The sequence below is a fragment of the Streptomyces triculaminicus genome (assembly GCF_017349075.1).
Lineage (GTDB): Bacteria > Actinomycetota > Actinomycetes > Streptomycetales > Streptomycetaceae > Streptomyces > Streptomyces triculaminicus.
On sequence record NZ_JAFMOF010000002.1, the window covers coordinates 1,458,316 to 1,481,350 of the forward strand.

20 protein-coding genes are annotated in these 23,035 nt (G+C 70.5%); 6 read left to right on the forward strand and 14 right to left on the reverse strand.

From position 1 onward, the window contains the following. Positions 1–9: 9 nt before the first annotated feature. The 3 genes from J1792_RS16755 to J1792_RS16765 form a co-directional block, all read right to left on the reverse strand. Positions 10–681, reverse strand: coding sequence for an HAD family hydrolase (locus tag J1792_RS16755; protein WP_086573064.1), 672 nt, complete (start codon positions 679–681; stop codon positions 10–12). Next, on the reverse strand, positions 678–1,661 hold the full coding sequence (locus J1792_RS16760; protein ID WP_086573062.1) for a pseudouridine-5'-phosphate glycosidase: 984 nt from the start codon (positions 1,659–1,661) through the stop codon (positions 678–680). The genes J1792_RS16755 and J1792_RS16760 overlap by 4 nt, the downstream gene beginning before the upstream one ends. Before the next feature lie 62 nt (positions 1,662–1,723). Then, positions 1,724–5,872 (reverse strand): amino acid adenylation domain-containing protein, encoded by a 4,149-nt coding sequence (locus tag J1792_RS16765; RefSeq protein ID WP_207247596.1) that lies wholly within the window; start codon positions 5,870–5,872, stop codon positions 1,724–1,726. A 577-nt stretch (positions 5,873–6,449) separates the two neighbouring features. Between J1792_RS16765 and J1792_RS16770 the strand changes: the two genes are divergently transcribed. After that, a complete protein-coding gene (locus tag J1792_RS16770) occupies positions 6,450–7,106 on the forward strand; it encodes a maltokinase N-terminal cap-like domain-containing protein (protein ID WP_086573059.1) in 657 nt (218 codons plus the stop codon). Between the two features lie 31 nt (positions 7,107–7,137). Here the strand turns inward: J1792_RS16770 and J1792_RS16775 are convergent, their stop codons facing one another. Then, complete coding sequence (locus J1792_RS16775; protein WP_086573091.1) at positions 7,138–7,695, reverse strand: hypothetical protein; 558 nt, start codon at positions 7,693–7,695, stop codon at positions 7,138–7,140. 193 nt (positions 7,696–7,888) lie between these two features. Here J1792_RS16775 and J1792_RS16780 point away from each other — a divergent pair, with 193 nt between their 5' ends. The 3 genes from J1792_RS16780 to J1792_RS16790 all read left to right on the forward strand — a co-directional run bounded on the left by J1792_RS16780 (position 7,889) and on the right by J1792_RS16790 (position 11,028). Then, complete coding sequence (locus J1792_RS16780; RefSeq protein WP_242705147.1) at positions 7,889–8,434, forward strand: FxLYD domain-containing protein; 546 nt, start codon at positions 7,889–7,891, stop codon at positions 8,432–8,434. Between the two features lie 145 nt (positions 8,435–8,579). After that, the gene (locus tag J1792_RS16785; protein WP_086573057.1) at positions 8,580–10,616 is read left to right on the forward strand and encodes a prolyl oligopeptidase family serine peptidase; all 2,037 of its coding nucleotides are present in this window, start codon (positions 8,580–8,582) and stop codon (positions 10,614–10,616) included. Positions 10,617–10,815: 199 nt separating this feature from the next. Beyond that, the gene (locus J1792_RS16790) at positions 10,816–11,028 is read left to right on the forward strand and encodes a DUF4287 domain-containing protein (RefSeq protein ID WP_207247597.1); all 213 of its coding nucleotides are present in this window, start codon (positions 10,816–10,818) and stop codon (positions 11,026–11,028) included. A gap of 163 nt (positions 11,029–11,191) precedes the next feature. Here the strand turns inward: J1792_RS16790 and J1792_RS35385 are convergent, their stop codons facing one another. The 3 genes from J1792_RS35385 to J1792_RS16805 all read right to left on the reverse strand — a co-directional run bounded on the left by J1792_RS35385 (position 11,192) and on the right by J1792_RS16805 (position 13,117). Beyond that, positions 11,192–12,196, reverse strand: coding sequence for a quinone oxidoreductase family protein (locus J1792_RS35385; RefSeq protein WP_207247598.1), 1,005 nt, complete (start codon positions 12,194–12,196; stop codon positions 11,192–11,194). Between the two features lie 88 nt (positions 12,197–12,284). Beyond that, a complete protein-coding gene (locus tag J1792_RS16800) occupies positions 12,285–12,713 on the reverse strand; it encodes an Rrf2 family transcriptional regulator (RefSeq protein ID WP_086573054.1) in 429 nt (142 codons plus the stop codon). 92 nt (positions 12,714–12,805) lie between these two features. Beyond that, on the reverse strand, positions 12,806–13,117 hold the full coding sequence (locus J1792_RS16805) for a hypothetical protein (protein ID WP_086573053.1): 312 nt from the start codon (positions 13,115–13,117) through the stop codon (positions 12,806–12,808). Positions 13,118–13,431: 314 nt separating this feature from the next. Between J1792_RS16805 and J1792_RS16810 the strand changes: the two genes are divergently transcribed. Further along, entirely contained in the window at positions 13,432–15,606 is a 2,175-nt protein-coding gene (locus tag J1792_RS16810) for a hypothetical protein (protein WP_207247599.1), read from the forward strand. 36 nt (positions 15,607–15,642) lie between these two features. Here the strand turns inward: J1792_RS16810 and J1792_RS16815 are convergent, their stop codons facing one another. Further along, a complete protein-coding gene (locus J1792_RS16815) occupies positions 15,643–16,845 on the reverse strand; it encodes an IS110 family RNA-guided transposase (protein ID WP_207247600.1) in 1,203 nt (400 codons plus the stop codon). A 257-nt stretch (positions 16,846–17,102) separates the two neighbouring features. Further along, complete coding sequence (locus tag J1792_RS16820; RefSeq protein ID WP_086571273.1) at positions 17,103–17,612, reverse strand: EF-hand domain-containing protein; 510 nt, start codon at positions 17,610–17,612, stop codon at positions 17,103–17,105. A gap of 280 nt (positions 17,613–17,892) precedes the next feature. Here J1792_RS16820 and J1792_RS16825 point away from each other — a divergent pair, with 280 nt between their 5' ends. Next, positions 17,893–18,429, forward strand: a complete 537-nt coding sequence (locus tag J1792_RS16825; RefSeq protein WP_086571275.1) for a hypothetical protein — start codon at positions 17,893–17,895, stop codon at positions 18,427–18,429. Between the two features lie 24 nt (positions 18,430–18,453). Here the strand turns inward: J1792_RS16825 and J1792_RS16830 are convergent, their stop codons facing one another. The 5 genes from J1792_RS16830 to J1792_RS16850 form a co-directional block, all read right to left on the reverse strand. Beyond that, positions 18,454–18,885: a cupin domain-containing protein gene (locus J1792_RS16830; RefSeq protein ID WP_207247601.1), complete on the reverse strand. Its 432-nt coding sequence runs from the start codon at positions 18,883–18,885 to the stop codon at positions 18,454–18,456. A 349-nt stretch (positions 18,886–19,234) separates the two neighbouring features. Further along, the gene (locus tag J1792_RS16835; protein ID WP_086571279.1) at positions 19,235–20,260 is read right to left on the reverse strand and encodes a methyltransferase; all 1,026 of its coding nucleotides are present in this window, start codon (positions 20,258–20,260) and stop codon (positions 19,235–19,237) included. Then, the gene (locus tag J1792_RS16840) at positions 20,257–20,913 is read right to left on the reverse strand and encodes a DUF6875 domain-containing protein (RefSeq protein ID WP_086571281.1); all 657 of its coding nucleotides are present in this window, start codon (positions 20,911–20,913) and stop codon (positions 20,257–20,259) included. Before J1792_RS16840 ends, J1792_RS16835 begins: the two co-directional genes overlap by 4 nt. Further along, positions 20,910–22,118, reverse strand: a complete 1,209-nt coding sequence (locus tag J1792_RS16845; RefSeq protein WP_207247602.1) for a cytochrome P450 family protein — start codon at positions 22,116–22,118, stop codon at positions 20,910–20,912. The genes J1792_RS16840 and J1792_RS16845 overlap by 4 nt, the downstream gene beginning before the upstream one ends. Continuing rightward, positions 22,105–22,752 (reverse strand): class I SAM-dependent methyltransferase, encoded by a 648-nt coding sequence (locus J1792_RS16850; protein ID WP_086571284.1) that lies wholly within the window; start codon positions 22,750–22,752, stop codon positions 22,105–22,107. The genes J1792_RS16845 and J1792_RS16850 overlap by 14 nt, the downstream gene beginning before the upstream one ends. Between the last annotated feature and the right edge of the window lie 283 nt (positions 22,753–23,035).

Consider the following 23,035-nt stretch of genomic DNA (forward strand, 5'->3'; position numbering starts at 1 on the left):
GTCGCCGCCCTAGTCGCGCACGGAGGCGGTGGTGATGCGGTCGAGGACGTCGTCGAAGGTGTCGACCAGCCAGGTCGGCTCCGCCGAACGCAGCTCCTCCACGCCGTGCACGCCGTAGGTCACACCGATCGACCGCATGCCGCAGGCCCGGGCCATCAGCAGGTCGTGGGTGGTGTCCCCGACCATCACGGCACGCTCGCCGTCCATGCCCAGTTCGCGCAGGATCACCTGCCCCGACTCGGGGTGCGGCTTGGGGTGGGCGACCTGGTCGGCGCCCACCACCATGCGGAAGTGGTGCTTGAGACCCGCCGAGGTGAGCAGCGCGTCGGCGCTCGCGGAGAACTTGCTGGTGGCCACGGCCAGGATCACGCCGTCGTCCTCCAGGGCGGCGAGGCCCTGCGCCACGCCGGGGAAGAGGAGGTCCGCCGCCTTCGGCAGGACGATCTCGCGGAAGGCGGACAGGTACTGCCGTACGCCCTCGGCGACGCGCGGGTCGTCGTCCGCGACGCCCATGAGCGAACCGAAGGCCCGCTCCAGCGGAAGGCCGATGGTGGCCCGTATCTCCTCGGGGCGGGGGGCCTCGAGGCCCATGGTGGCGAAGGCCGCGGTGAACGTCTCGACGATTCCGCGCGGTGTGTCGACGAGCGTGCCGTCGAGGTCGAAGACCGCCAGGGTGCTCATCGGGCACCGCCCGCAGTGTTCGCGGAGCCCTCGGAGCCCTCGGCGCGCAGAGCGGCGTGGGCCACGGCCAGCCGGCCGGCCAGTTCCGCCGTGCTGATGAGGACGGACATGTTGGCCTGGGCCGAGCGGCCGTCGGTGACCTTGTCGACGGCGCGCATCAGGTACTTGGTGATGGCGTTGCCCCGCACCCCCTCGCGCTCGGCGGCGACGATCGCGTCGGCGATCGCGGCGTCGACCTCGGCGCTGTCGATCGCGTCCTCCTCGCCGATCGGCGTGGCCACCAGGAAGGAGCCGTTGCCGCCGAGGGCCCAGTGGGCCTCGACGGCGCGGGCGATCACGGCCTCGTCGTCCAGGCGGTGGGGGCTGCGGATGCCGCTGGTGCGGCAGTAGAAGGCGGGGAACTCGTCGAACCGGTACGTGACCAGGGGCACGCAGTGGGTCTCGAGGAACTCCATGGTCAGACCGAGGTCCAGGATGCTCTTCGCACCCGCGCAGACCACGGCCACCTTGGAGCGCGTGAACTGGACGAGGTCCGAGGAGACGTCCATGGTGGTCTCGGCGCCGCGGTGCACCCCGCCGATGCCGGCGGAGGCGAAGAACGGGATGCCCGCGAGCTCCGCCGCCACGAGGGAGGAGGCCACGGTGGTGGCGCCCATGCCGCCCCGCGCCAGGACGACGGGCAGGTCCCGGCTGCTGACCTTGGGGATGCCGGGCGTCGAGGCGAAGCGCTCGATGTCCGCGTCGGTCATGCCGATGAGGATCCGCCCGTCCTCCACGCCGATCGTGGCCGGAACGGCGCCGCCCGCCCGGACGGCAGCCTCCACCTTCCGTGCGGTGGCGGCGTTGTCCGGGTAGGGGAGGCCGTGGGTGATGACGTTGGACTCCAGTGCCACCACCGGTGCACCGGAGCGGACCGCCTCCGCGACCTCTTCGCTGTACACGAGGGGAATGTCGCCGGGCTGAGGGCGGCGCGTGGTCATGCGTGTTCCGATCTTTGTTGTGGTTCTTCGGAGCTGTCGGTAAGAGCCGTCAGCAGGAGCTGTCAGTAGTTGGGCGTTTTACGGAGCAGTTCCCTGCGCCCCACCAGCTCGGGTCGGTAGACGTCGTCGTCCCAGGCGCTCTGCTCGACCGGCTCGAGCGCGATGGACACGACTCCCTCGTCGCATCCGAAGGCCGACTGCACGGCCTTGGTCACCGCGGCGACCAGCTCGGACTCGCGTTCCTCGCTGAGCGCGACGGGGAAGTGCTTGATGTTCACGTGGGGCAAGATCAGCTCCTTGTTCCGGTTCTCGCCTCGGGCCTCGTCACCGTCCCGCAGCCCGTGCCGGATCGCCCGCAGCAGTTCGTCGATGTCCGGGTCGCGCAGCAGGCTGTAGTGGTCGGCCTCGAGCGTGACCACCGTGGGGGCCTGTGCGGAGAAGCCGTCGCTGTTCTCGATGAACGAGTAGTCGTCGCCCCGCGCCTTGAAGATGGTGACGGGGGCCTTGATCCGGCGCTCCCGCAGTTCGCGGAAGGTGTAGGTGAACTCGTAGGTCCGCCGGACGATACGGACGATCCTCTTCACGAGTTCGGTGTCGAGGCCGCTGTAGGCGGTGCCGATGAAAGCGGCGAAGCTCTCGTCGTCGGTGGCCTGGCGCAGGCACGCGTCCAGCAGCGGACCGCTGATCGTGCCGGTGAAGACGGAGAAGAGGATCGTCACGAACGCCGGGTTGCGGTAGTCCGGCTCGTCGCCGTGCACCGCCGCGTCGTCGGCCCTGACCTTGGGCGACCCGGGGGCGATGAGGAAGAGGTTCTCCACCGTCTCGCCGGCCCGCTCGAGCCGGTGCGCCGTCTCGAAGGCCACCCGCGCGCCGAAGGAGTAGCCCCACAGGGTGTACGGGCCGGTGGGCTGGACCTGCTTGATGGCCCTGATGTCCTCCTCGGCCATCTCCGCGATGGTGTCGTAGGGCACCTCGCCCTCGTTGATGCCGTGCGCCTGGACGCCGTAGAAGGGGCGGTCGGCATCCAGTCGGCCCGCGAGCAGCCGCAGGTTCATGGGGTAGCCGCCGAGCCCGGGCCAGCAGAAGACGGGACGTCCCGAGCCGGCGTCGTGCAGCCGGACCAGTCGTGAGTCCGCGTCGTCCCGGCCCCCCGCGCCGAGGTCGTCGACGCGTCGCGCCAGCTGCTCGACGGTCGGGGACTCGAAGAGGGCCTGCAGCGGCAGCGCGCTCGAGAAGGACTTGTTGATCCGGTTGATGAGGGAGACCGCGATGAGCGAGTTGCCACCGGAGGCGAAGAAGTCGTCGCGGATCGAGACGGCGTCCCGCCGCATCAGCTTCTTCCACATGTCCCCGATCCGCTTCTCGGTCCGGGACCTCGGCGGGACGAAGGGACGGTCGGCGAAGTCCACGTCGGTGCGGTCGGAGGCGCGCAGGGCGTTGACGTCGATCTTCCCGTTGGCGGTGAGCGGCAGCCGGTCCAGGACGACGACCTTGTTCGGCACCATGTAGTCGGGAAGGAAGTTGACCAGGTCCTCCTTGATCATTTCTTCCGGTCCCTGCATATGGACGATGTCCTCCTTCATCCCCTTGCTGCGGACCTGCGCGGAGCTCACCCGGCCGCCGAGGAAGAAGTAGGAAGGACCGACGCGGTCGCCGCGCTCCCGCAGGACGGCGCCGATGCGCTTGGCCGCCGGCAGGTCGTGGCCGGTCTCGGAGCTGTAGCCGGACGCCATGAACCCGAGGTCCAGGTCGTTCATCTGCAGCCGCTGGAGGGCCCGGCCGAGGTCGGCGTAGGCGAGCCAGCCGCGCTCGGGCCGGCTCAGCACCGTGATGCCGAACTGCGACCGGTCGTAGACGCGCTGGTTGATGGCGATGACGTCCTTTTTTCGGACGACGTCGTCCGATATTCGCTCCAGGTCGCCGCCGGTGTACCGGTACTGACCGGCTGCCAGGTCCGCGACCTTCCCCGGGTGGGCCTGGACGCACACGTCGAGCGGCTCCTCCGCCAGACGCCGGTCGAAGGCGACGATCTCCGCCGTGCCCAGGTAGTAGTCCTCGTCGGCGCACTCCAGGTCCCCGCGCACGGCGGGACGCAGCTCCAGCTCGCCGATGCCCAGCCCGTACCCGGGCAGGATCTCGTCGAAGAGACCCACCATGTGACCGGTCTCGATGGCCAGGACTTCCTGGATGTTGTTCTTGTAGACCGGCTCGATCGCGCCTTTCCTGCCCATGAAGTGGGCCCGGATCCGGGGCGCGCCGCCCGCGTCCGGCAGTTCCCGGATCAGTACCAGGCTGTGCCGCGCGGGGTGGTAGTAGTACTGCCCGGTGCGCAGCCCGGCGATTCCGCTGAGCTCCAGGTACAGCTGCGTCGCGTAGAGCGAGCCGGGCGAGGCGTATCCGTACTTCGGCAGGAGCCGCTCGGTGCTCCGGAACTGCCCGAAGTACCGCAGAATCGCACCGAGCTCGGCGATGTCCAGATCCCCCGGCGCCCGCGAGGACGTGCCGCGCGCCGTGCGCCCGAGCAGGCGGAGGATGTCCTCCCGGGAGACGTCGCCGCCCTCGTAGAACCGGTAGGTCTTGCGCGCGAAGACACGCCGCCGCTGCTCCGGCGTCGCCTCCGCACCGGGAAGAGCGACCACGTCCTTGCCGGCCAGCTCCGCGTCCCCCCGGGCGCCGGCGTCCGACAGCTGGGCGCGGACCTGGAGCTTGCTCGCCTTCGACTGATGGTGGGCACCGTGGTTGCCCTGGTCCATCAGCGCCGCTTCCTTCGGGCTCAGCTCGACGCACGCGATGAGGTTCTGGAAGCCGGTGCGCGGATCGTCCTTGACGAGTACGGCCGCGTTCTTGACCCAGTCGTGGGCCTCGATCGCCAGCTTGATCTCGTCCAGCTCCACCCGGAAGCCGCGCAGTTTGATCTGGCTGTCGGCCCGGCCGGCGAACTGGACCGTGCCGTCGTCGTTCCAGGAGGCCAGGTCGCCCGTACGGTAGAGTCTGTCCTCGCCCACGAACGAGCCGTCGACGAATCGTTCCGCCGTCATCTCCGGCCGGTCGAGGTAGCCCCGCGCCAGCTGGACGCCGCCGATGTACAGCTCGCCGATCTCCCCGACGCCGACCGGGGACAGCGACGCGTCCAGAATGTGGTAGCTGGTGCCGGTGGCGGGCGAGCCGATGGAGACCGCCCCCGGCCCCTCGCCGATCCGTTCGGGGTCGACGGTGAACGCGGACGCGTTGATGGTGCACTCGGTCGGCCCGTAGAGATTGACCAGGTCACAGCCCGGCAGGGTGTTCAGCACCTGCGTCGCGAGGTTCCGCGACAGGGCCTCGCCGCCGCTGAAAATCTGGTGCAGGGACGCGCAGCGGTCGAATTCCTCGGTCTCCACCAGCGCCTGGAGCAGGGTCGGCACGCATTGCAGCGTGGTGACGCCGTGCTCGGTGATCGTCTCGATCAGCCCTTCGGGATCCCGGTACACGCCGGGACTTCCCATCACCACGCTGCTGCCGCAGGCCGGGGCGAGGATTTCCCACTGCGCGGCGTCGAAACTCATCGGGGTCTTCTGCAGAACGACCTTGTCCGGGCCCAGTCCGTACGCGGTCCGCAGCCAGCGCATCTGATGGACGACGCTGCGGTGCTCGATCATCACACCCTTGGGTTTTCCGGTGCTTCCCGAGGTGTAGATGACATAGGCCAGATCATCGGGGCGAGGCCCCCTTCCGGGGCCGGCCGGAACGAATTCCGCGGAGGCTTGCGCGTCTTGTGCTCGCGCCTCTTCCGCATCCCGAAGTGTGAAGATTCTTGTGCCCGACGGAGCCAGCTCCGCCAGTTTTCCTCTCAGGTGCTCCTGGGAGAAGATGATGCCGACTCCGGCATCCTCGATCATGTAGCGCAGTCGCTCTTCCGGATACTCCGGCGACAGCGGAAGGTAGGCCCCGCCGGAACAGAGGATTCCCCAGGCGCCCACCATGAGATCGAGCGAGGGCTCGACGAAGAGACCCACGCGGTCGTCCCGTGCGACGCCCAGTCGCCGCAGGTGGGCGGCCAGGCCCTCGCCCGCTTCGAGCAGCTCGCGATGGCTCAGACGATCGCGGCCGTACGAGACCGCGGTGCCGTCGGGGTTGTTCCGCGCCTGCTCCCGGAGCAGGTCGGGCAGCGATGCGTGGTCGGGCGCGGCGTGCGACGTCCCATCGGTGCCGTCCGTGATTAATGCAGACATTTATCCCCCCGGTTACCCATGAGATTCCATGGCCGGTCCGCTTCGGGCCGGTCCGGAATCATTCGCTGACTCAAGGGCATTGCCGCGCATAGCGGCATGGACCCCCTCGACTCCTGCACCCCCTGTGCAAGATCAAGAACGTGATCAGGACAGTAGGTGCTGGCCATGAACGGGTCAACGGTGGCCGGGAGGATGACCTGAAAGTTAGCGCGCTGTTTAAGTGACGGACGGACGGATCCCCGCGCCGGAGCCGGTACGGCGTTCGGGTGTACCTCGAGAAACAGCCCCTGACCACGAGTTTTGATGAGGGGAGACGTGCGCTGTGGTTACCGTCACTCCCTTGTGACGCAAGCCTGTTGAGAGCTCGGTGTCCCTGATTCCGGATACATCGACCATCCGGGAGGCCTGAAGAGGTAGTGTTTTCGCCATGTTTCAGTGACCAAATCAGGTGGATGTTTTTCAGCCATGTGCGGGTCGCCGGGTCGCCGGGTCGCCGGATCCCGCTCGCGTGCCCCGCACGTGCGGATGCGAGAGTGGGAAGGGCCATCCCTCCACCTGGCGAAGGAGTTCGCACCACATGGCCGTCATCCACCGCACCACCCTCCAGCCGACCAAGCTCGAGCTGCTCACCTCCTGGCTTCCCTCCCGCCCGTGGTACCGCGGCGCGGGCGAACCCCGCCTGGCCAAGGCCGGCGGCTTCCGGCTGGACGATCCGCGGGGCGAGGTCGGGATCGAGTTCATGGTGGTCACCGAGGCCTCCGCCGCCCGCCCGGCCACCTATCTGGTTCCGCTCACCTACCGCGGTGCCGCGCTGGACGGGGCGGACCACGCGCTCATCGGGACGATGCAGCACGGAGTGCTGGGGCGGCGCTGGGTCTACGACGGCTGCCAGGACCCGGTGCTGGTGGCCCAGTTGTTCGCCCTGACGGAGGGCCGGGTCCAGGCCCAGGACCAGAACACCAGCGACACTCCCGACCGGGACGTCACCCGCTCCTTCACCGGTGACGCCCTGACCCCGGCGGATGCCGTCGCCCCCGTCACCGACGGCCGAACGTGGACCGAGCTGCCCGCCCGGCACGGCGCGACCCTCCGCCTGCACCGCGTTCTGAGCCCCGGCCAGGATGGCGAGGCCCTCCTCCCCGAGGACGCGACGGGCCACGTCGCGGGCTCGTGGGACCTGCCGGACGGCACCCGCGCCCGGGGCCTGTTCGCGGCTGTGCACGCAGTGAGCTGAGCGGGGGCCGTCACCGCCCGGCACCCGCTTTTCAGTCCTCGGCCGGCGTCCCCACGCCCACGTCCAGCCGCATGTCACGTCGCATGACCCACAGGTGGTCCCACAACACCGTGATGCCGTCCCGTATCGCCTGGATGGTGTCATCCGGCCCGGGGGTGCCGCCGTCCATGCGCTTGAGCGTCCCGTAGATCAGGCCCGCCGCCTTGCTCGCCTTGTCCGCCGCCGCCATCACCGTGTCCGAAAGGACCATCTGCGCGTCGGCGTGACGTGCGCGGTGATCGCGGCGAGCCTGATCGAGCTCCGACCGCATCTCGTCCGAGACGTTGCCCGCCTCCAGGGCGTAGCTGAAGTTGGACAGCACGGTCAGGTAGTCGAGGGCGGCGGCGTTGAGGGAGGCGTAGCACGCGCGGCGCGCCTCCAACCGCGCCTGCAGCAAGGCCTGTTCCCGTTCCTCGGCGCGCTGCCGGTTGGTCTGTTCCAGCTCCCGCAGCCTGATGAGGTTCGCGCTGCGCTGAGTGAGCAGCGCGGACAGGAGGGTGCCGGCGATGCCCACCACCGCCACGACGATCTCGCTGCCCGGGACGCTCATGCCGCCTCCCCCGGTCCGGTGGGCGATCCGGCCCACACCCGTCCGATGCTCCCGCCGCCGATTCTTCCCCTTCGCCCGTCCGCACGGAGGGCTCTCGGCGAACCGGGCCGCGGTTGGGCCGCCCGGGTGAACCGCCGTCCTGTCACGTCCGGGATGACGCACGGCGGGGCACGAGGGCCCTTGACTGAAAGCGGTGACGACCGGAGACCTCGAGGGAGACGACGTGACGGTGCGGGTGGAGTGCTCGGCACGGTGGACGCGGAGCGCGGCGGGCATGGCACTGACGGCCGTCCTGATCGCGGCCACGTCCGGCTGCTCGGACGAGGCCGGGAAACCGTCCGGCGAGGGGTCCAAGATCGCGTCTGCGGCCTCGTCCGCCGCCGCCTCCCTCGCCTCGCAGGGCGCGGCGGCACTGGCATCGGCCACCGCGGAGGCCCAGCGGAAACTCGACGAGGTGCACAACGGCGTCAACGCCAAGGACGAGGTCACGCTCGGCACCCCGTCGACGGGCGGCGACGGCCGGGCCACCGTCGAGGCGACCGCGCACAACACCGCCGACTCGGCCAAGTCCTTCGCCGTCCTGGTCCAGTTCAAGGACACGGACGGCAATCTCCTCGACGTGGCCGTGGTGACCGTCCCCGACGTCGCCCCGGGCCAGGACGGCAAGGCCACCGCCACCGGCACCCACAAGGTGTCGGGCGGCCTCCGCGCCGAGATCGGCACGGCCCTGCGCTACTGACCACACCGCGCGCCGGCCCGTCGCTCGCCGAGATTCGTGTCCGGCTGCGCGCCCGATGCTCCCTTGCCCGGGGTGACCCGGCCGCGGCGCGGCTTGATGGGGGGCGAGCTATCGCGAGAGTCGTGCCGGTCTGCACAATGTCGGCGTGGCCGATGACGATCCTTACGCGGGGCGGGAAGACGATCCCTATGAGTGGCTGGAAGATGTCACGGGCGAAGACGCGCTCGCCTGGGTGCGGGAGCGCAACGCGGAAACCGCCGCGCGACTGACCGGCGTCCCCGGGTTCCCGGGCCTGACGGCGCGGCTGCGGGAGGTCATGGACGACACCTCGCGGATTCCCTACGCCGGCCGCCGGGGCCCCCACCTCTACAACTTCTGGCAGGACGCCGACTCCGTACGGGGCCGGTGGCGCCGTACGACGCTGAAGGAGTACCGCGAGGAGCGGCCGGCGTGGGAGGTCCTGCTCGACCTCGACGCCCTGGCCGAGGCCGAGGGGGAGCCGTGGGTGTGGGACGGGTGCCTGCTGCTCCGGCCGGACTTCCGCCGTGCCCTGGTCAAGCTCTCGCGCGACGGCGCGGACGCCGTCGTGGTGCGCGAGTTCGACCTGGACACCAAGGCCTTCGTCGACGACGGCTTCCACGTGCCCGAGGCGAAGACGCAGATCGGCTGGATCGACCGCGATCACGTCTTCGTGGGTACGGACTTCGGCCCGGGGTCGATGACGACGTCGGGGTATCCGCGCACGTTCCGGCGCTGGCGGCGCGGGGTTCCGCTGGCCGACGCGGAGCCGGTGTACGAGGTGTCGGAGCGGGATCTGTGCGCCGCGGCCTGGCACGATCCGACCGAGGGGTTCGAACGCGACTTCGTGGCCCGGTACGCGGACTTCTGGCACCACGAGATGTTCCTGCTCACCGACCACGGCGTTCCCGTGAAGATCGACGTGCCGGACGACGCGGGCAAGGACGTCCACCGCGCATGGCTGCTGGTGACGCCCGAGTCGCCCTGGCTCGAGTACCCGGCGGGATCCCTGCTCGCCTTCCCCTTCGACTCCTTCATGGCCGGCGACCGGACCGCGACCGTCCTGTTCACACCGGACGCGCACACCTCGCTCGTCGGGCACACCTGGACGCGTAACCACCTGATCGTCGAAACCCTCACGGACGTGGCCACCCGCGTACGCGTGTGCACCCCGGGCCCCGACGGCGACTGGTCCCACGAGCCGCTGACGGACGTCCCGCCCCTGACCGCCGTGACGATCACCGACACCGATCCCGACACGGGCGACGAGTACTTCCTGGACGTCGCCGGCCACCTGCGGCCCTCCACCCTCTACCGCGGCGAGATCGGGCGGGACAGGGAAGAGGTCAAGCGGGCCCCCGCGTGGTTCGACACCGCCGGAATGACCGTGCGCCAGCACTTCGCGACGTCACGGGACGGCACCCGCGTCCCCTACTTCGTCGTCGGCCCGGACGCGCCCGAAGGCCCCACACTGCTCACCGGATACGGCGGCTTCCAGACCTCCCTGACCCCCTACTACAGCGGCGTCACCGGGCGGGCCTGGCTCGCCCAGGGTGGCACCTACGTCGTCGCCAACATCCGGGGCGGCGGAGAGTACGGGCCGCGCTGGCACCGCAGCGCCCTCAAGGCCGGCCGGGAGCGGTCCTTCCAGGACTTCGCCGCCGTCGCCCGCGACCTCGTCGACCGGGGCATCACCGTCCCCTCGAGGCTGGGCGTCACCGGGGGCAGCAACGGCGGACTGCTGATGGGCGCCATGCTCACCCGCTACCCCCACCTCTTCGGAGCAGTCGTCGCCCAGGTGCCGATACTCGACCTCCTGCGCTTCCACCGGCTGCTCGCCGGAGCCAGCTGGATCGCCGAGTACGGAGACCCCGACGACCCCGAGGACCGGGCGCACCTGGCACGCCTCTCGCCGTACCACAACCTCCGCGCGGACCACCTCTACCCGCCGGTCCTGCTCCTGACGTCCACCCGGGACGACCGGGTCCACCCCGCCCACGCACGCAAAACGGCCGCGCGCCTGCGGGACATGGGCCACCGGGTGCTCTTCCACGAGAGCCCCGGAGGCGGCCACAGCGGTGCCTCCGACCATGAACAGGCCGCGTTCAACGAGGCCCTGATGTACACGTTCCTCTGGCAGGAGCTGGCGGCCGACTCTCACTGATCTGACCCGAGAACGCCGAGCGCGGGCCTGTCTCTTTGAGCTGGCGCTGCCCATCCGTCGGCCATGGCCACAGGAGTCGCCGGGATCAAGGCCGTCCATGACGCCTTCTACGCCGTTTGCCGCTGACCGGCGGACCGCGGCTCTGCAGGAGCGTGCCCGGGCAGGTCGCGTTGTCAGTGGCGGGTGCCAGAATGCGGCCATGACTGAAACTGTGAAGGGCCCCGCCAGCTACTTTCCGTCGATCGAGAAGAAGTACGGCCGGTCGATAGCCGAGTGGAAGGACCTCATTCGTACTTCACCGCTGACCAAGCACATGGAGCTGGTCGGCTGGCTCAAGACCGAACATGGCCTGGGCCACGGCCACGCCAATGCCCTTGTCGCCCACACCCTCGCGGAGGCCGGCGGTAAGTAGAACTTCTGGAAGCCGGATCTGCGTTCAGCTGCGGGCCCGGATCGGAGGAGGCGCCGAGCCCGATGCCCAGTTGCCGCATGACGGTGAAAACGACCATGCCGAGGACGGGGAAGCGCCACGGCGAGAACCGATCCGGCGGCGAGACCGAGGGCGATCGCCTGTCTCAGCCCTCGCCGTCCATGGTCAGCAGCACCCGCCCGAAGGGCCTGTCCTCCATCAGGTGGCGTTGCGCCTCGGCCGCCTGCGACAGCGGGAACTCCCTTGCGACGACGGGCTCGAACCGCTTCTCGGCCAGCCAGTCGAGCAGGGTCAGCCGTGCGGCGCGTACCGCCGCGTCCGGGAACATGTCGAACTTGTAGCCGTGCATGCGGGCGGTCTTCCAGATCAGGTCGGTCACGTCGACCGTGCCGCGGGTGCCTCCGGAGTAGCCGACGGCGATGTAGTCGCCGCCGTGTGCCAGGGCGGCGAGCGCGTCGCCGAGCAGTGGGCCGGCGACGCCGTCAAGGACGACGTCGACGCCCCTGCCGTCGGTGAGCCGCGCCACGCCGTCGCGCAGGGACTCCCGCGACAGGTCGATGACATGGGCGAATCCGGCCGCCCTGGCCTGCTCGGCCTTCTCGGTGCGGCCGGCTGTGGAGATCACCATCGAGGCGCCCAGCCGCGCGGCGACGTGTGCGGCACCCATCCCGACCGCGCCGCCGACACCCGGTGCGAGGATGCTCCGGCCGGGCCGGAAGCCGACCAGTTCGGTGAGCGCGAGATAGGCGGTGGAGTATCCGGCTCCGGCGAGCATCGCGGCCATCTGCCGGTCGCCGACCTCGTCGGGCAGCGGGGTGAGCGCCTCGGGGTACTCCACGACGTACTCCCGCCAGGTGCCGTCCGTGCTCAGACCGCGTCCCTGTCCGTGGATCGCCACGCGGGTGCCCTCGGGCAAGCCGCTCGTTCCCGCGTCGGCCACCACGCCGACGGCGGCTCCGCCCGGAATGATGGGCAGCGGCTTGCGCAGGGACGGTGACATGCGGCCCGCGCGCACGGTGTCGTCCAGCGGGCTGACCGTGCCGACGGTCACCCGTACCAGCGCCTGGCCGGGTGCCGGTTCGGGAACCTCCATCTCGACCAGGCGGAGCCTGTCGTACCCTCCGTGCTCTCGGTACTGGATCGCGCGCACCGGGTTCCCCCTCCATTCGAGATAACCATTCTTGTTACAGCAAAGGGTGTGGCAAGTGACGAGGTGGCGCGTGGCGCGCATTCGCGGGCTACGCCGACAGCGTCTCGCGCAGCACGTCGGCGATCGTCGTCCCGCCCAAGGCGTTCCGCGCCGCTTCCTCGACCTCGCCGTAGGCCTGCCGAAGCGCGGGCTGAATGCCCGCCCCTACGGGGCACTTGGGGTTCGGCTCGCTGCGGTGCAGACCGAACAGCGGCTCGTCCTCGACCGCCCGGTAGACGTCCAGCAAGGTGATCGACTCAGGCTCGCGCGCCAGCCGCCAGCCGGCTCCGGCGCCGTGGCGGACCTCGACCAACCCGGCCGCGCGCAGCGCGCCGAGGCTGCGCCGGATGACGACCGGGTTGGTGTTCACGCTGTCGGCTGCCTGCTCCGACGTGACCAGGTCCCTGCCTCGCCCGTGCACCAGCGCCATCCATGCCAGTACGTGGACGGCGACGGTGAGCCTGCTGTTCGCGGCCATGACACCCCCTTGAAAGAACAATCTCAGTTACAGCTGGAGATCGTCAAGGACGAAGTCACTTCCTCACCACGGAACGCCGCGGTAGGCGGGGCTCACGCCTGCCGCTCGAAGACGACCACGCAGCCGTCCGGAGCGGTCACCGTGAACCGGTCGGCGGCGACCTCGATCGCGTAGCTGACGAGTTCGTCGCTGGAGGTGCTCATCACCAGCGTCGTCTCGTCCGGCATCCGGGCCGTGCCCACGTCCCACACCGGCAACCCCTGGTCGGGGTCGCGCCTCCCGAGGTAGCGGGAACCAGGGCCGATGGTGAGCTCGGCCGGGTACGTGCGGGCGCACTCGGAGCGCGAGACGCGGCGCCAGCGGCCCATGATGAGCCGAGGCTCGGATGCCCCCAGGTCCGTCATGGTCAGGCCGATCGTCAGTGATGGTCGAGTGCACCGGCGCGGGGTCCGCCCGCCGGACAACCGGCACGTCCGTCCCGCCGGACAGGTGGCCCGCTCGCCCCTGCCCGGTGCCCGCACCCTCCCATGTTGCCGCGCTTCCTCACCCGGCGCAGGCTGAGACGGGCGGGGATCCCCGGCGCAACCCGCCCGCGTACCGGGGTGCGACGGTCGGTCGGGGAGATTGCGGGGGTCGGTAAAGGCGGGGGATGCCCATCCCGCGTACCGGACCATCCCGTACAGCGGGCCATCCCGTGCATCGGATCCAGGAGGGCACCATGTGTGACCGGGAACCGCAGCCTTACGTCGACCCCCACTTGCTGCCGAACAGTGCCGACGTCGCGCCGGCCGGAGCGCCCGTCGCCGCGCCGATCACGGTCGAGAACGAGCTGCCGGGCCCTCCGGGCGCACACGGCGTGAACGCCGACGATCCCGCCACGCCCCCGCTCCCTCCGATCCCACCCCTCCTGCCCTGCCGCCTGGACTTCCGCGACGGCTGCTACCAGGTGACGATCCGCCCGAGCCTCGCCTCCCTCCAGAGCACCGTCGGCACCCTGCGCGTCGACCGTGCGGCGCCGTCCGCCGGGCCCGACGGGGTGATCGTCAGCGGTGACCTGTACCGGCAGCCGCCTACCGTGGCGAACCCTCTCGCGGGCGGCCCGGGAGCGGCCTCGCCCCCCGGCGCCGTACTCGACCAGGACAGCCCGGTGATCCCCGGCGCAGCCGGCGAGTCCGCCGCCGCGGCGGCCAGCCGAGGGGATTCGCCGTTCCCCCTCCTGCGACAGGTCCCGGTCTTCCCCCGCGACCGGTACCGCTCCTACCTCAGGGGCACGCGCCTGGTGGTGCCGCCGGTCACCGTGCCGGGGCGGCCGTGCACGGTCACCGTCGACGTGGACGAGTTCGACTACACCCAGCCGTCGGCGGGTTCCTTCCAGGGCTCCTTCCCGGACTCGCCCAGCCGGTCCCTGACGTTCGTCCTCCAGCAGGTGCCGGGCACCTTCCCCACGCCGATCCCCTCGGGGCCGAGGTTCGAGGGCCGCGTCCTCGAGGGCGGCACCGACCGGGGATCCGTCACCCTGACCTGGGTCTCGGATTTCCTGCGCCGTGCCGTGCTCGAGATCGACACCCTCAGGGGAGCCGTCGCCCCCCAGCCGGTCCCCGACGCGGCCGGCACCGGTACGGAGTTCTTCGACACCCTCTACGCGACGGCCGGCTGGCAACTGACCATCGACCGCGTCGAGGACCAGGTGGACATTCCGGCGCCTGCCGGTGTCAACCCCAACGTCTGCTGGACGCCCGCCAACCTGCACGCGCTCATGACGAGCGTACGCAAGACCGGCACCGACCTGGACGCCGAATGGCGCACCCACCTCGTCGTCGTCCCGGCGACCATGGGCTGCTCGCGCGGCGTCATGTACGACCAGATCGGCGTGCCGCGCGAGGGGGCCGCCAGTTTCAGCGACGACGGCTACCCCAGCTCCGACTCCTCGAACTTCGGGGCCGCGGAGAACCAGCAGCAGCGCAACACACCGCGCGCCTACCTGCGCTCGGCCATGCATGAGGTGACCCACGCGTTCAACCAGATCCACCAGGAGTCCGAGACCGCGGCGGACAACTCGATCATGACCACCACACCGAGCGTGGCCGACGTCCTGGGCGGACCCGCCACCGGCGCACCCGGGGTGTTCCCCGACCAGATCAACCTCGGCTTCAACACCACCGTGCGCAACCACCTGGCGCACATGCCCGACCCGGTGATACGCCCCGGCGGCTGGCCGTTCGCCAGCTGGTTCCCTTCCGGCGCCCCGCAGGCATCCGACCGCAACCTCTTCTACCCGAACGAGCTGCGGTTCGAGGTCAAGGCCGAGACCGACCACGCCCCGCTGGGCGCACCCGTCACCGTCTCCTGGAAGCTGACCAACACCTCCGGCGCCGCCTTGATGGTCCCCAACGACCTCCGCATGGAGGCGCTGTTCACCACCATGTCGAGCTTCGACGAGAGTGGGGAGGACAGGCCGGTCCGCCCGTTCGTCATCAGTTGTGAGGGCGCGAAGCTGGCCCCGCTGGAGCCCGGCGCCTCCCTGTCCGCCGACTACCGCGTCTTCTGGAGCTCCGACGGATTCCCGCTCGAACGACCGGGCCGGCACACCGTGACGGTGACGGTCGCGTGGTCGGCCGGCGGCCTGCCGGTCGCGGTGACCGGCACCTGCGACGTCTGGGTGGACCGTCCCACGACCTCCGCCGAGAACCGCGACGCCGCCCTGGTCATGCACCCGGAGGTCGGCAAGTGGGTCGTGCTCGGCGGCGGCGCCTACCACCTCGAGGAGGCCGTCGACCGGCTGCGCAGGCTGGACAGCGGCGACAGCCGGAGCGCGGCCCTGGACGCGGGCGAGCGCTCCCGGGTCGCGGACTCCTTCAGCGCGCTGGATCTGATGCCGGGCGGCGACGGCTGAGCCGGGCGGCCCGGGGGGGTGCCCCTATGGGTTTCGTCAACCTGTGGGGGCGGGCTTGGGGTCGTAGAAGGTGCCGTCGCGGAGCATGGCGAAGAGCACGTCGGCTCGTCGTCGGGCGAGGCAGAGGAGGGCTTGGGTGTGGTGTTTTCCCTGGGCGATCTTCTTGTCGTAGTAGGCCCGGGAGACGGGGTCGGCCAAAGCGGCGAACGCGGAGAGGAAGAAAGCTCGTTTGAGCTGCTTGTTTCCTCTCCGCGACGGTTGTTCGCCGCGGATCGAGGACCCGGAACTTCGGGTTGCCGGGGCGAGGCCCGCGTAGGCGGCGAGGTGGGCGGCGGAGGGGAAGCTGCTGGCGTCGCCGACGTCGATGAGGATCCTTGCTCCGGTCCTGACGCCGATCCCCGGCATGGACGTCAGGACCTTGGAAAGAGGGTGGGCCTCCAGCAGTTCCTCGATCCGTCCGGCCAGCAGTTTCCGCTGGTCAAGGACGGCGGTCAGAGAAGTGGCCAGGCTCGGGACGATCAGCGCGGCCGCGTCCGTGCCGGGAACGACCACGGTCTGCTCGTCCAGGGCGGTGAAGATGTCGTCGACCAGCCGTTCGGCCATCCTGGGTGCCTTCGGCCGGAGCAGGTTCACCAGCTGGCGACGGCCGGCCTTGCGGATCTGTGCCGGAGACCCGAAGCGTTCCAGCAGGGCCAGGACCGCCGGGTGCTGGACGCGCGGGCCGAGGACCCGTTCCAGGTGCGGGTGGATCTGGGTCAGCAGTCCCCGCAGCCGGTTGGAGACGCGGGTGGCTTCGCCGGCGAGGTCGTCGTCGAAGCCGGCAATCATCTCCAGCTCGGCGACCGTTTCGTCGGCTGGTTCGATCTCCCGCAGGGTGTGCGGCATCGAGCGGGCAGCGTCGGCGATGACGAACGCATCGCGGGCATCGGTCTTGGCCTCTCCGGGATAGAGGTCGGCGATTCGCCGCATCGTCAGGCCCGGCAGATAGGCGACTTCGCAGCCCATGTCGCGGGCCACCGCGAGCGGCAGAGCACCGATCGAGGCGGGCTGATCGACGACCACGAGCACGGTGCCGTGCTTGGTCTTGAGCTTGCCGAAGACCTCGCGGAGCTTCGGTTCGCTGTTGGGCAGGCGCTTGTCGAAGGCTTTCTTCCCGGCCGGGGTGACGGCGGTGGCGTGGTGTTCGCCCTTGCCGACGTCCAGGCCGAGGAAGGCACCGATGTCACTGACGTCGATCACGTGTGTCCTTCGGTCGTCCTCGCCCGGCTGTCCCACGGCACCGATCGCCACATCCACATTACGAAGAGCCTCCCGACCTGCGGAGAAGCCGGTGGTCATGCCCCTAATCAGCGGTCTGTCGATGCCTCCGGAGCCGGTGACACCACCCCCCAGGCCATACGTTCGACAGGGGGAGAAAGTCATGCCAACTCCGGAGGCCGGGCGCCCCATTGCGGGGCCACCAAAGAAGGTAATGGGGGGCTACTCCTGGCGCCGCCTCAACTCCCGTCGCCGTACAAGGCGTCGCCCATGGGCGATCCCTCGCCGATGACATGGGCCCGGATGGACTCCAGGTAGTCGTCACGAACGACGCGGCCGTCGCCGTCGCTGTCCAGCGCGTCGAAGGCCGCGTCGGCGTTGCCGGCCGGGTTGCCCAGTGCCTCGCGCAGGGCAGTGAACTCCGACCGGTCCAGCGCGCCGTCCTCGTCGGCGTCGGCGAGGTCGAACAGCGCCGCGAGCGTGCCCCTGCAGACGCTCTCGAACGCCTCGGCGCCCGCCCATGCCGCGTACTCCTCGAAGGTCACACTTCCGTCGCCGTCCGCGTCCATCGACGCCCAGGCACGCTCCCCGGACGCCCGGGCGGTGACGACCAGGGGGTCGTCGGCCTTGCGTCCCGTCGCCAGAGCGACCCGCTCGGTCCGGGAGAGGTAGTCCTGCTGGGAAATGACCCCGTCGCCGTCCGCGTCCAGCATGACGAAGACACGGCCCTTGGCGGTCGAGTGGTTCACCGGAGTTCTCTCCTGCTCTGACATCGGGGGAGGGGGAAACGCGGGCTGTCCCTACCCGGAACTTCCGGTTCCATGCGGCTACGACCACGGCGCCGCACGCTGAGCGCTGCGTCGCCCGTGGCGGGAGGGGGTGCCAGCGCCGCCTGCGACGGCGCGCGGGGCGATGCCCGCGCGGCCGGGGCGCTGCGGGAGCCGGGACGGCGAGGGCGTTCAGGGATGAACGGGGGGTAGTGAGGAGCCGGTAGTGGCCGGTAGTGGTTCGGGACTCCTTGGAGGTCGTATGTTCGGCAGGCGCGGTGCGGCGGTGGCGTTGAGTGCCCTGGTCCTGGTGGGCTCGTCGTGGACGGCGGCCCCGGCCGCCGGGGCCCACGAGGGCAAAAGAGGAACCATCACCTGCGTGGGGAGGAGCGACAGCACCTACGACCCGCCCCTGACCCTCCAGCCCGAGGTGGCCCACGTCCATACGGACGCACGGTACCTGTGCAACCTCGCCACCGGGGTGAACCTGCCGGCCACCGGCTCGCTGGACGCGGTGTCGCCGGGTTCCTCCTGCGTCACGGTGGCCAGCACCCGTGCGGCCGAAACGCTCGAGTACGCCGACGGCCGCACGTCGTCGATCGTCTACGACCGGGTGAGGACCTCCCGGGTCGCCGGCGTCCTCCTCGTCGAGCTGTCGGGCCGGGTCGCCGGAGGACGCGGCGCGGGGCAGGCCGCGCGGCGCGTCGTGTCCGCGCTCCCCGACCAGCCGCCCACGGAATGCCTCACCTCGGGCTTGCGGGGAAGCACCGGGCAGGCTCAGCTGGAAATCCGCGCCTGACCCCTGACCTTTCGGCCAGGTGGCTCAGCCGGCTCCGACGAGCAGGGGGCCGAGCTGGGATTCCAGCCAGACCGGGAGTTCCAGCAGCCGGACGCCCTCCTGCTCGTTCGGGTCCGTCCGGGCGACCACGCACACCATGTCCTCCGTGCCGCTGTTCACCGGCATGTGCGGGGTGTCGGCGGGGATGTGGATGTAGTCGCCCGCGTGCAGGACCACATGCTCGGCCAGGCCCTCGCCGTGCCACACCTCGACCGTCCCGGACTGGACGAAGATGGCCGATTCGTGGCCCTCGTGCAGGTGAGGACGGCCGCGGGTGCCGGCGGGCATCACGAGACGGTGGAGGCACAGCCGCTCCGCCCCCGCCGACTGGGCGCTGATGCCCGCACCGAACGTGCCGCCCTGGATCCCCTCGTACTCTCCGGTACGGACGACCGTGCACTGCTTTTGATCTCTCATGCGCGCAGTACAACAGCCGTCACGCCACGTTCGATCACTTCGAGCCAGCGTCGTGGTCGGGGAGGGCACGACGCGAGCACGCGAACAGCCGGCCGGGCGCGATGCCCGGCCGGCCGTGTGCGGAGGGAGAGCGGGCGGGCTAGGCCGGATCGAGGGCCTTGGCGCCCGACAGGATGGGGACGAGCGTGAAGTTCCCGGCAAGGAGAGCAGGGCGACGACCGCCGCCCCCGGGGCTCAGCAGAGCACACCGCGGGGCCCGGCAACCGAGTTGCGGACCCTGATCCACCCCAAGGCATGCACCGCGGCGGCCGCGCGCTATCCGTAGTCCCTCGCCCTCGCGACACCGGGATCATGCAGGGCAGGCGTCGATCACGGCGACCGCCGTGGGCAGGCGGTGGACGGCCCGGACGGTGAACCCCGCCTTGCCGAGCAGGTCGCCGAACGCGCGGCCGGAGCGTTCCTCGCCGCCGAGCACGGTCATCATGTAGAGGTCCATGAGCGCGGCGAAGCGCGCGTCCTGCCCCGTGCCGTCGTCCTCGGCGAGCCGCTCGACGACCACGAGGCGGGCATGGGCGGGCATGGCCCGCCGGCAGACGCGCAGCAGCTCGACGCAGTGTTCGTCGTCCCAGTCGTGCAGGATCTGGCGGAGCACGTAGAGGTCGCCGCCGGACGGTACGGAGGAGAAGAAGTCCCCGGCGACCGTCGAGCAGCGATCGCCCAGGCCCATGCGGGCCATACGGGCCCGCGCGGTCGCGACGACCTCGGGGCTGTCCAGCAGGACGCCCTCGGCGCGGGGATGGGCCTGGAGCAGGCGGGCGAGCAGCGCGCCGTCGCCGCCGCCGACGTCCACGATCCGGCGATGTCCGGAGAGGTCGACGGCCTCCAGCAGCTGGCCGGTCTCGAGCTCCTGGTCGTGGGTCTGCGACCGGTCGAACAGCTCACGGAGCCGGCCGTCGCGGCCGAGATGGTGGAAGAAGTTCGCTCCCAGCAGCTCGTCGAACGCCGTCCTGCCCGTACGCACCGTGCCGGCCATGCCCGCCCAGGCGGCACTGATCTCGCCCGCCGCCAGCAGGGCGGTGGGAAGCGCCGATCCCGGTACACCGGTGCGCAGCGTGGCTCCGAGCGGGGTGAGCTCGTACGAGCCGTCGGCGCGGGCGGAGTAGACCTCGAACGCCGCCAGGCCGCGCATGAGCTGGGACAACCGCCGGGGGTCGGCGCCGGTACGCGCGGCGAGCTCGGCGACCGCCAGCGGGCCGTCGGCGAGCAGGTCGGAGAGACCGAGCTCGGCGGCCGTGCACACGGCGCGGGACAGCAACTGGCCGAAGATCATCTGCCGCATCACCACGGCCGCCGGCTGCTCACCCTCCACGTTCACTCCTGTCTCCTTCCATGGCGTTCGCGGGCGCTCCGGTACAGCTCGTGGACGAGCGGGTCCGTCCGTGGCTGCCGGGCGTGTGAGGCGAATCGTGCCGCGTACGTCCGGAACCATCGCTGTTCGACATGCAGGAACAGCGCGTCGTGCGGCGCCATGTGCCGGATGGCGTAGAGGGCGCGCGGCGACCGGGAGACGGGGAAGGACGGGTTGCGTACGGAGGGTTCGGCGCAGGCCGGATGGAACTGGCCGATCATCAGGCCCGCACCGACGGCCAGGTCCTTGAGGGTGCCGTAGCTTTCGTCGATCCGCCGCCAGCCCTCCTCGGTGGCGTCCGGCAGGACGACCAGCAGGCTGTGCAGCGAGATGCCCGACTTCTTCGGCGGTGCCGTCGTCCGCTGGAACACGCGCAGTTCGCAGGAGACCAGGCGCCGTAGCTCGTCGACGTCGCACGCGTCGACGCCGTAGTGGAAGCTGAAGCGGACCGCGTCGGCGTTGAGCGCCCCGGGAACGAACGGGCAGACGGGCCCGGCCCGGCCGATGTGCTCCGAGGGTTCGCCCACGTCGTCGCGCAGCCAACCGAGCACGGCCGACAGGTCGCGATCGAGGCGGCCGTCCCGCGGCGGCTCGGGGGCCACGGTGATGTCGAGCGTCATCGAGGCTTCGCCCGGTAGACGACGGGAAGCTCGACGGGCCCCCGGAAATGCATGCCCGGCCGCCAGTTCAGCTCCTCCGGCGGTACGGCCAGTCGCAACTCGGCGTAGCGATCCAACAGGCGGCCGATCGCGATCTCGCCCTCCAGCCTGGCCAGGGCCGATCCGATGCAGGTGTGGATTCCGTGGCCGAACGCGAGGTGCTTGACGCCGGATCGGCTGATGTCGAAGCGTTCGGCGTCGGGCACCTGCTCCGGGTCGTGCCCGGCCGATCCCAGGCCGAGGAAGACGACGCCGCCCGCCGGGATGGCCACGCCCTCCACCTCGATGTCCTCGACGGCGAAGCGCATGCTCGCGTTCATGGCCGGGCCGTCGTAGCGCAGGACCTCCTCGATCGCCGCCGGCAGCCGCTCCGGCTCCTTGCGCAGGAGGTCGAGCTGGTCCGGATTCCGGAGGAGGTGGTAGACCGTGGCGCCGATGAGGCTGATGGTCGTCTCCTGGCCGCCGAGGAGCAGCAGGAACACCATGGCGACCAGTTCGTCGTCGGAGAGGCCTTCGTCGTTGTCACGGGTGACGATGAGGTCGGAGAGCAGGTCCTCGCCCGGCGCGACGCGCTTGTCCGCGATGAGGCCCTGGGTGTAGGACTTCAGCGCCTCGGTGGCCGTCTCGAACTCCTCGCTGCCGGTGGACTGTTCGTCGGAGCCGAGGACGGACCACTTGCGGAACGTCTCCCAGTCGCGCATCGGCACGCCGAGCAGCTCGTAGATGATCGTGATCGGCAGCGCCCCCAACGTGTCGACCAGGTCCGTCTCGCCGGCCGTGCCCATCCGGTCCAGGACCTCGTCGGTGACCTGTGTGATGCGAGGGCGCAGCGACTGGACGCGGCGGGCGGTGAACACCTTCGCGACCAGCCGCCGCAGACGGGTGTGCGCGGGAGGGTCGCTGGCCAGCATGTTCCGGGTGAGCACATCGCGCAGTTGCGGGCTGGGCAGCGCCTCCTCCGGCAGGAACCGCTCCAGGTTCTTGGCCAGCCGAGGATCGGCGAGCCACTTCCGCACGTCGTCATGCCGGGTGATCAGCCACGCGGGCATGCCCTGCGGTAGCGTGAAGCGGTGCACCGGACTGTGCTCGCGCAGCCAGGCGTACGTCGGATAGGGATCGCGGGTGAACTCGGGGCCGAACAACTCCGGCGGCTCATGAACCGACATGCCGGTCTCCTTCACTGGGCGCACGGCCGCTGACGATCGTGTAGAGGCCCGCCCAGATGACGTTCGTACGGACGTCCACGAGGTGTTCGTGCGCCAGCCGGGCGATCTCCGCGGCGCGCCCCAGGTCCGACCCCACCAGCGGGGCCCTGAAACGCGCATAGAGGTTGACGGCCGGGTGGTACCAGCGGCCGTGCGCCGGAATACCGTCGGCTATCACCATGCTCCCGCCGGGCCGTAGATAGCGGAGCGTGCGGTGGAAGACCTCCGCCGGCCGCGCGGCGCTGAGACTGAGCGCGAACACGACGGCATCGACCGCGACGCCCGGATCGAACCCGGTCATGTCCGCGCGGTACAGCTCGACGTTCTTCCAGCCCTCCCCGGCCACGCGCCGCCGCGCCCGGTCGAGCATGGGTCCGGTCGTGTCGATTCCGATGACCTTCCCCTGCGGGCCGACGCGCTCGCGGAGCATCGCCAGCATCAGACCCGTCCCGCACCCGATGTCGACGACGGTCGCCCCGGGGCGAACCGGAACGGCCTGCGCGACCATCTGGTGGATCTTCGGACCGGCGCCGAAGGAGAAGACCGGAAAAGCCTTGTCGTAAATGGACGCGGCGTGCCTGTAGCGGGGATGCATGTCCCGGGACGTTAATCCGGCCCGCCCACCGGAGGCATCTCCTCACGTGCGGCGGGTCGGGTGGGTCCGGTGAACGAGGCACTCGGTGCCCGGACAAGCCGGCCGTGCCCAGGGACCTCACCCGGCGCACGGGAGGTGGATGTGGAGGTGGCGAACGCGGCAGCTCGTACGCACCGTCGAGCGCCGGATCGAGGAGGGAAGAGGAGGTAAAAGGGCGCACATGCGAAGATGCCGCCCTCCGGGTCCGTGCCGAGAATTGGCTGGAGTTCGTGAGGCCCCGCAC

Coding starts and splice junctions, on each gene's coding strand:
- J1792_RS16755 (WP_086573064.1), bottom strand. CDS start 681: ATGAGCACCCTGGCGGTCTTCGACCTCGACGGCACGCTCGTCGACACA.
- J1792_RS16760 (WP_086573062.1), bottom strand. CDS start 1,661: ATGACCACGCGCCGCCCTCAGCCCGGCGACATTCCCCTCGTGTACAGC.
- J1792_RS16765 (WP_207247596.1), bottom strand. CDS start 5,872: ATGTCTGCATTAATCACGGACGGCACCGATGGGACGTCGCACGCCGCG.
- J1792_RS16770 (WP_086573059.1), top strand. CDS start 6,450: ATGGCCGTCATCCACCGCACCACCCTCCAGCCGACCAAGCTCGAGCTG.
- J1792_RS16775 (WP_086573091.1), bottom strand. CDS start 7,695: ATGAGCGTCCCGGGCAGCGAGATCGTCGTGGCGGTGGTGGGCATCGCC.
- J1792_RS16790 (WP_207247597.1), top strand. CDS start 10,816: ATGACTGAAACTGTGAAGGGCCCCGCCAGCTACTTTCCGTCGATCGAG.
- J1792_RS16800 (WP_086573054.1), bottom strand. CDS start 12,713: ATGGCCGCGAACAGCAGGCTCACCGTCGCCGTCCACGTACTGGCATGG.
- J1792_RS16805 (WP_086573053.1), bottom strand. CDS start 13,117: ATGACGGACCTGGGGGCATCCGAGCCTCGGCTCATCATGGGCCGCTGG.
- J1792_RS16810 (WP_207247599.1), top strand. CDS start 13,432: ATGTGTGACCGGGAACCGCAGCCTTACGTCGACCCCCACTTGCTGCCG.
- J1792_RS16825 (WP_086571275.1), top strand. CDS start 17,893: ATGTTCGGCAGGCGCGGTGCGGCGGTGGCGTTGAGTGCCCTGGTCCTG.
- J1792_RS16830 (WP_207247601.1), bottom strand. CDS start 18,885: ATGAGAGATCAAAAGCAGTGCACGGTCGTCCGTACCGGAGAGTACGAG.
- J1792_RS16840 (WP_086571281.1), bottom strand. CDS start 20,913: ATGACGCTCGACATCACCGTGGCCCCCGAGCCGCCGCGGGACGGCCGC.
- J1792_RS16845 (WP_207247602.1), bottom strand. CDS start 22,118: ATGTCGGTTCATGAGCCGCCGGAGTTGTTCGGCCCCGAGTTCACCCGC.
- J1792_RS16850 (WP_086571284.1), bottom strand. CDS start 22,752: ATGCATCCCCGCTACAGGCACGCCGCGTCCATTTACGACAAGGCTTTT.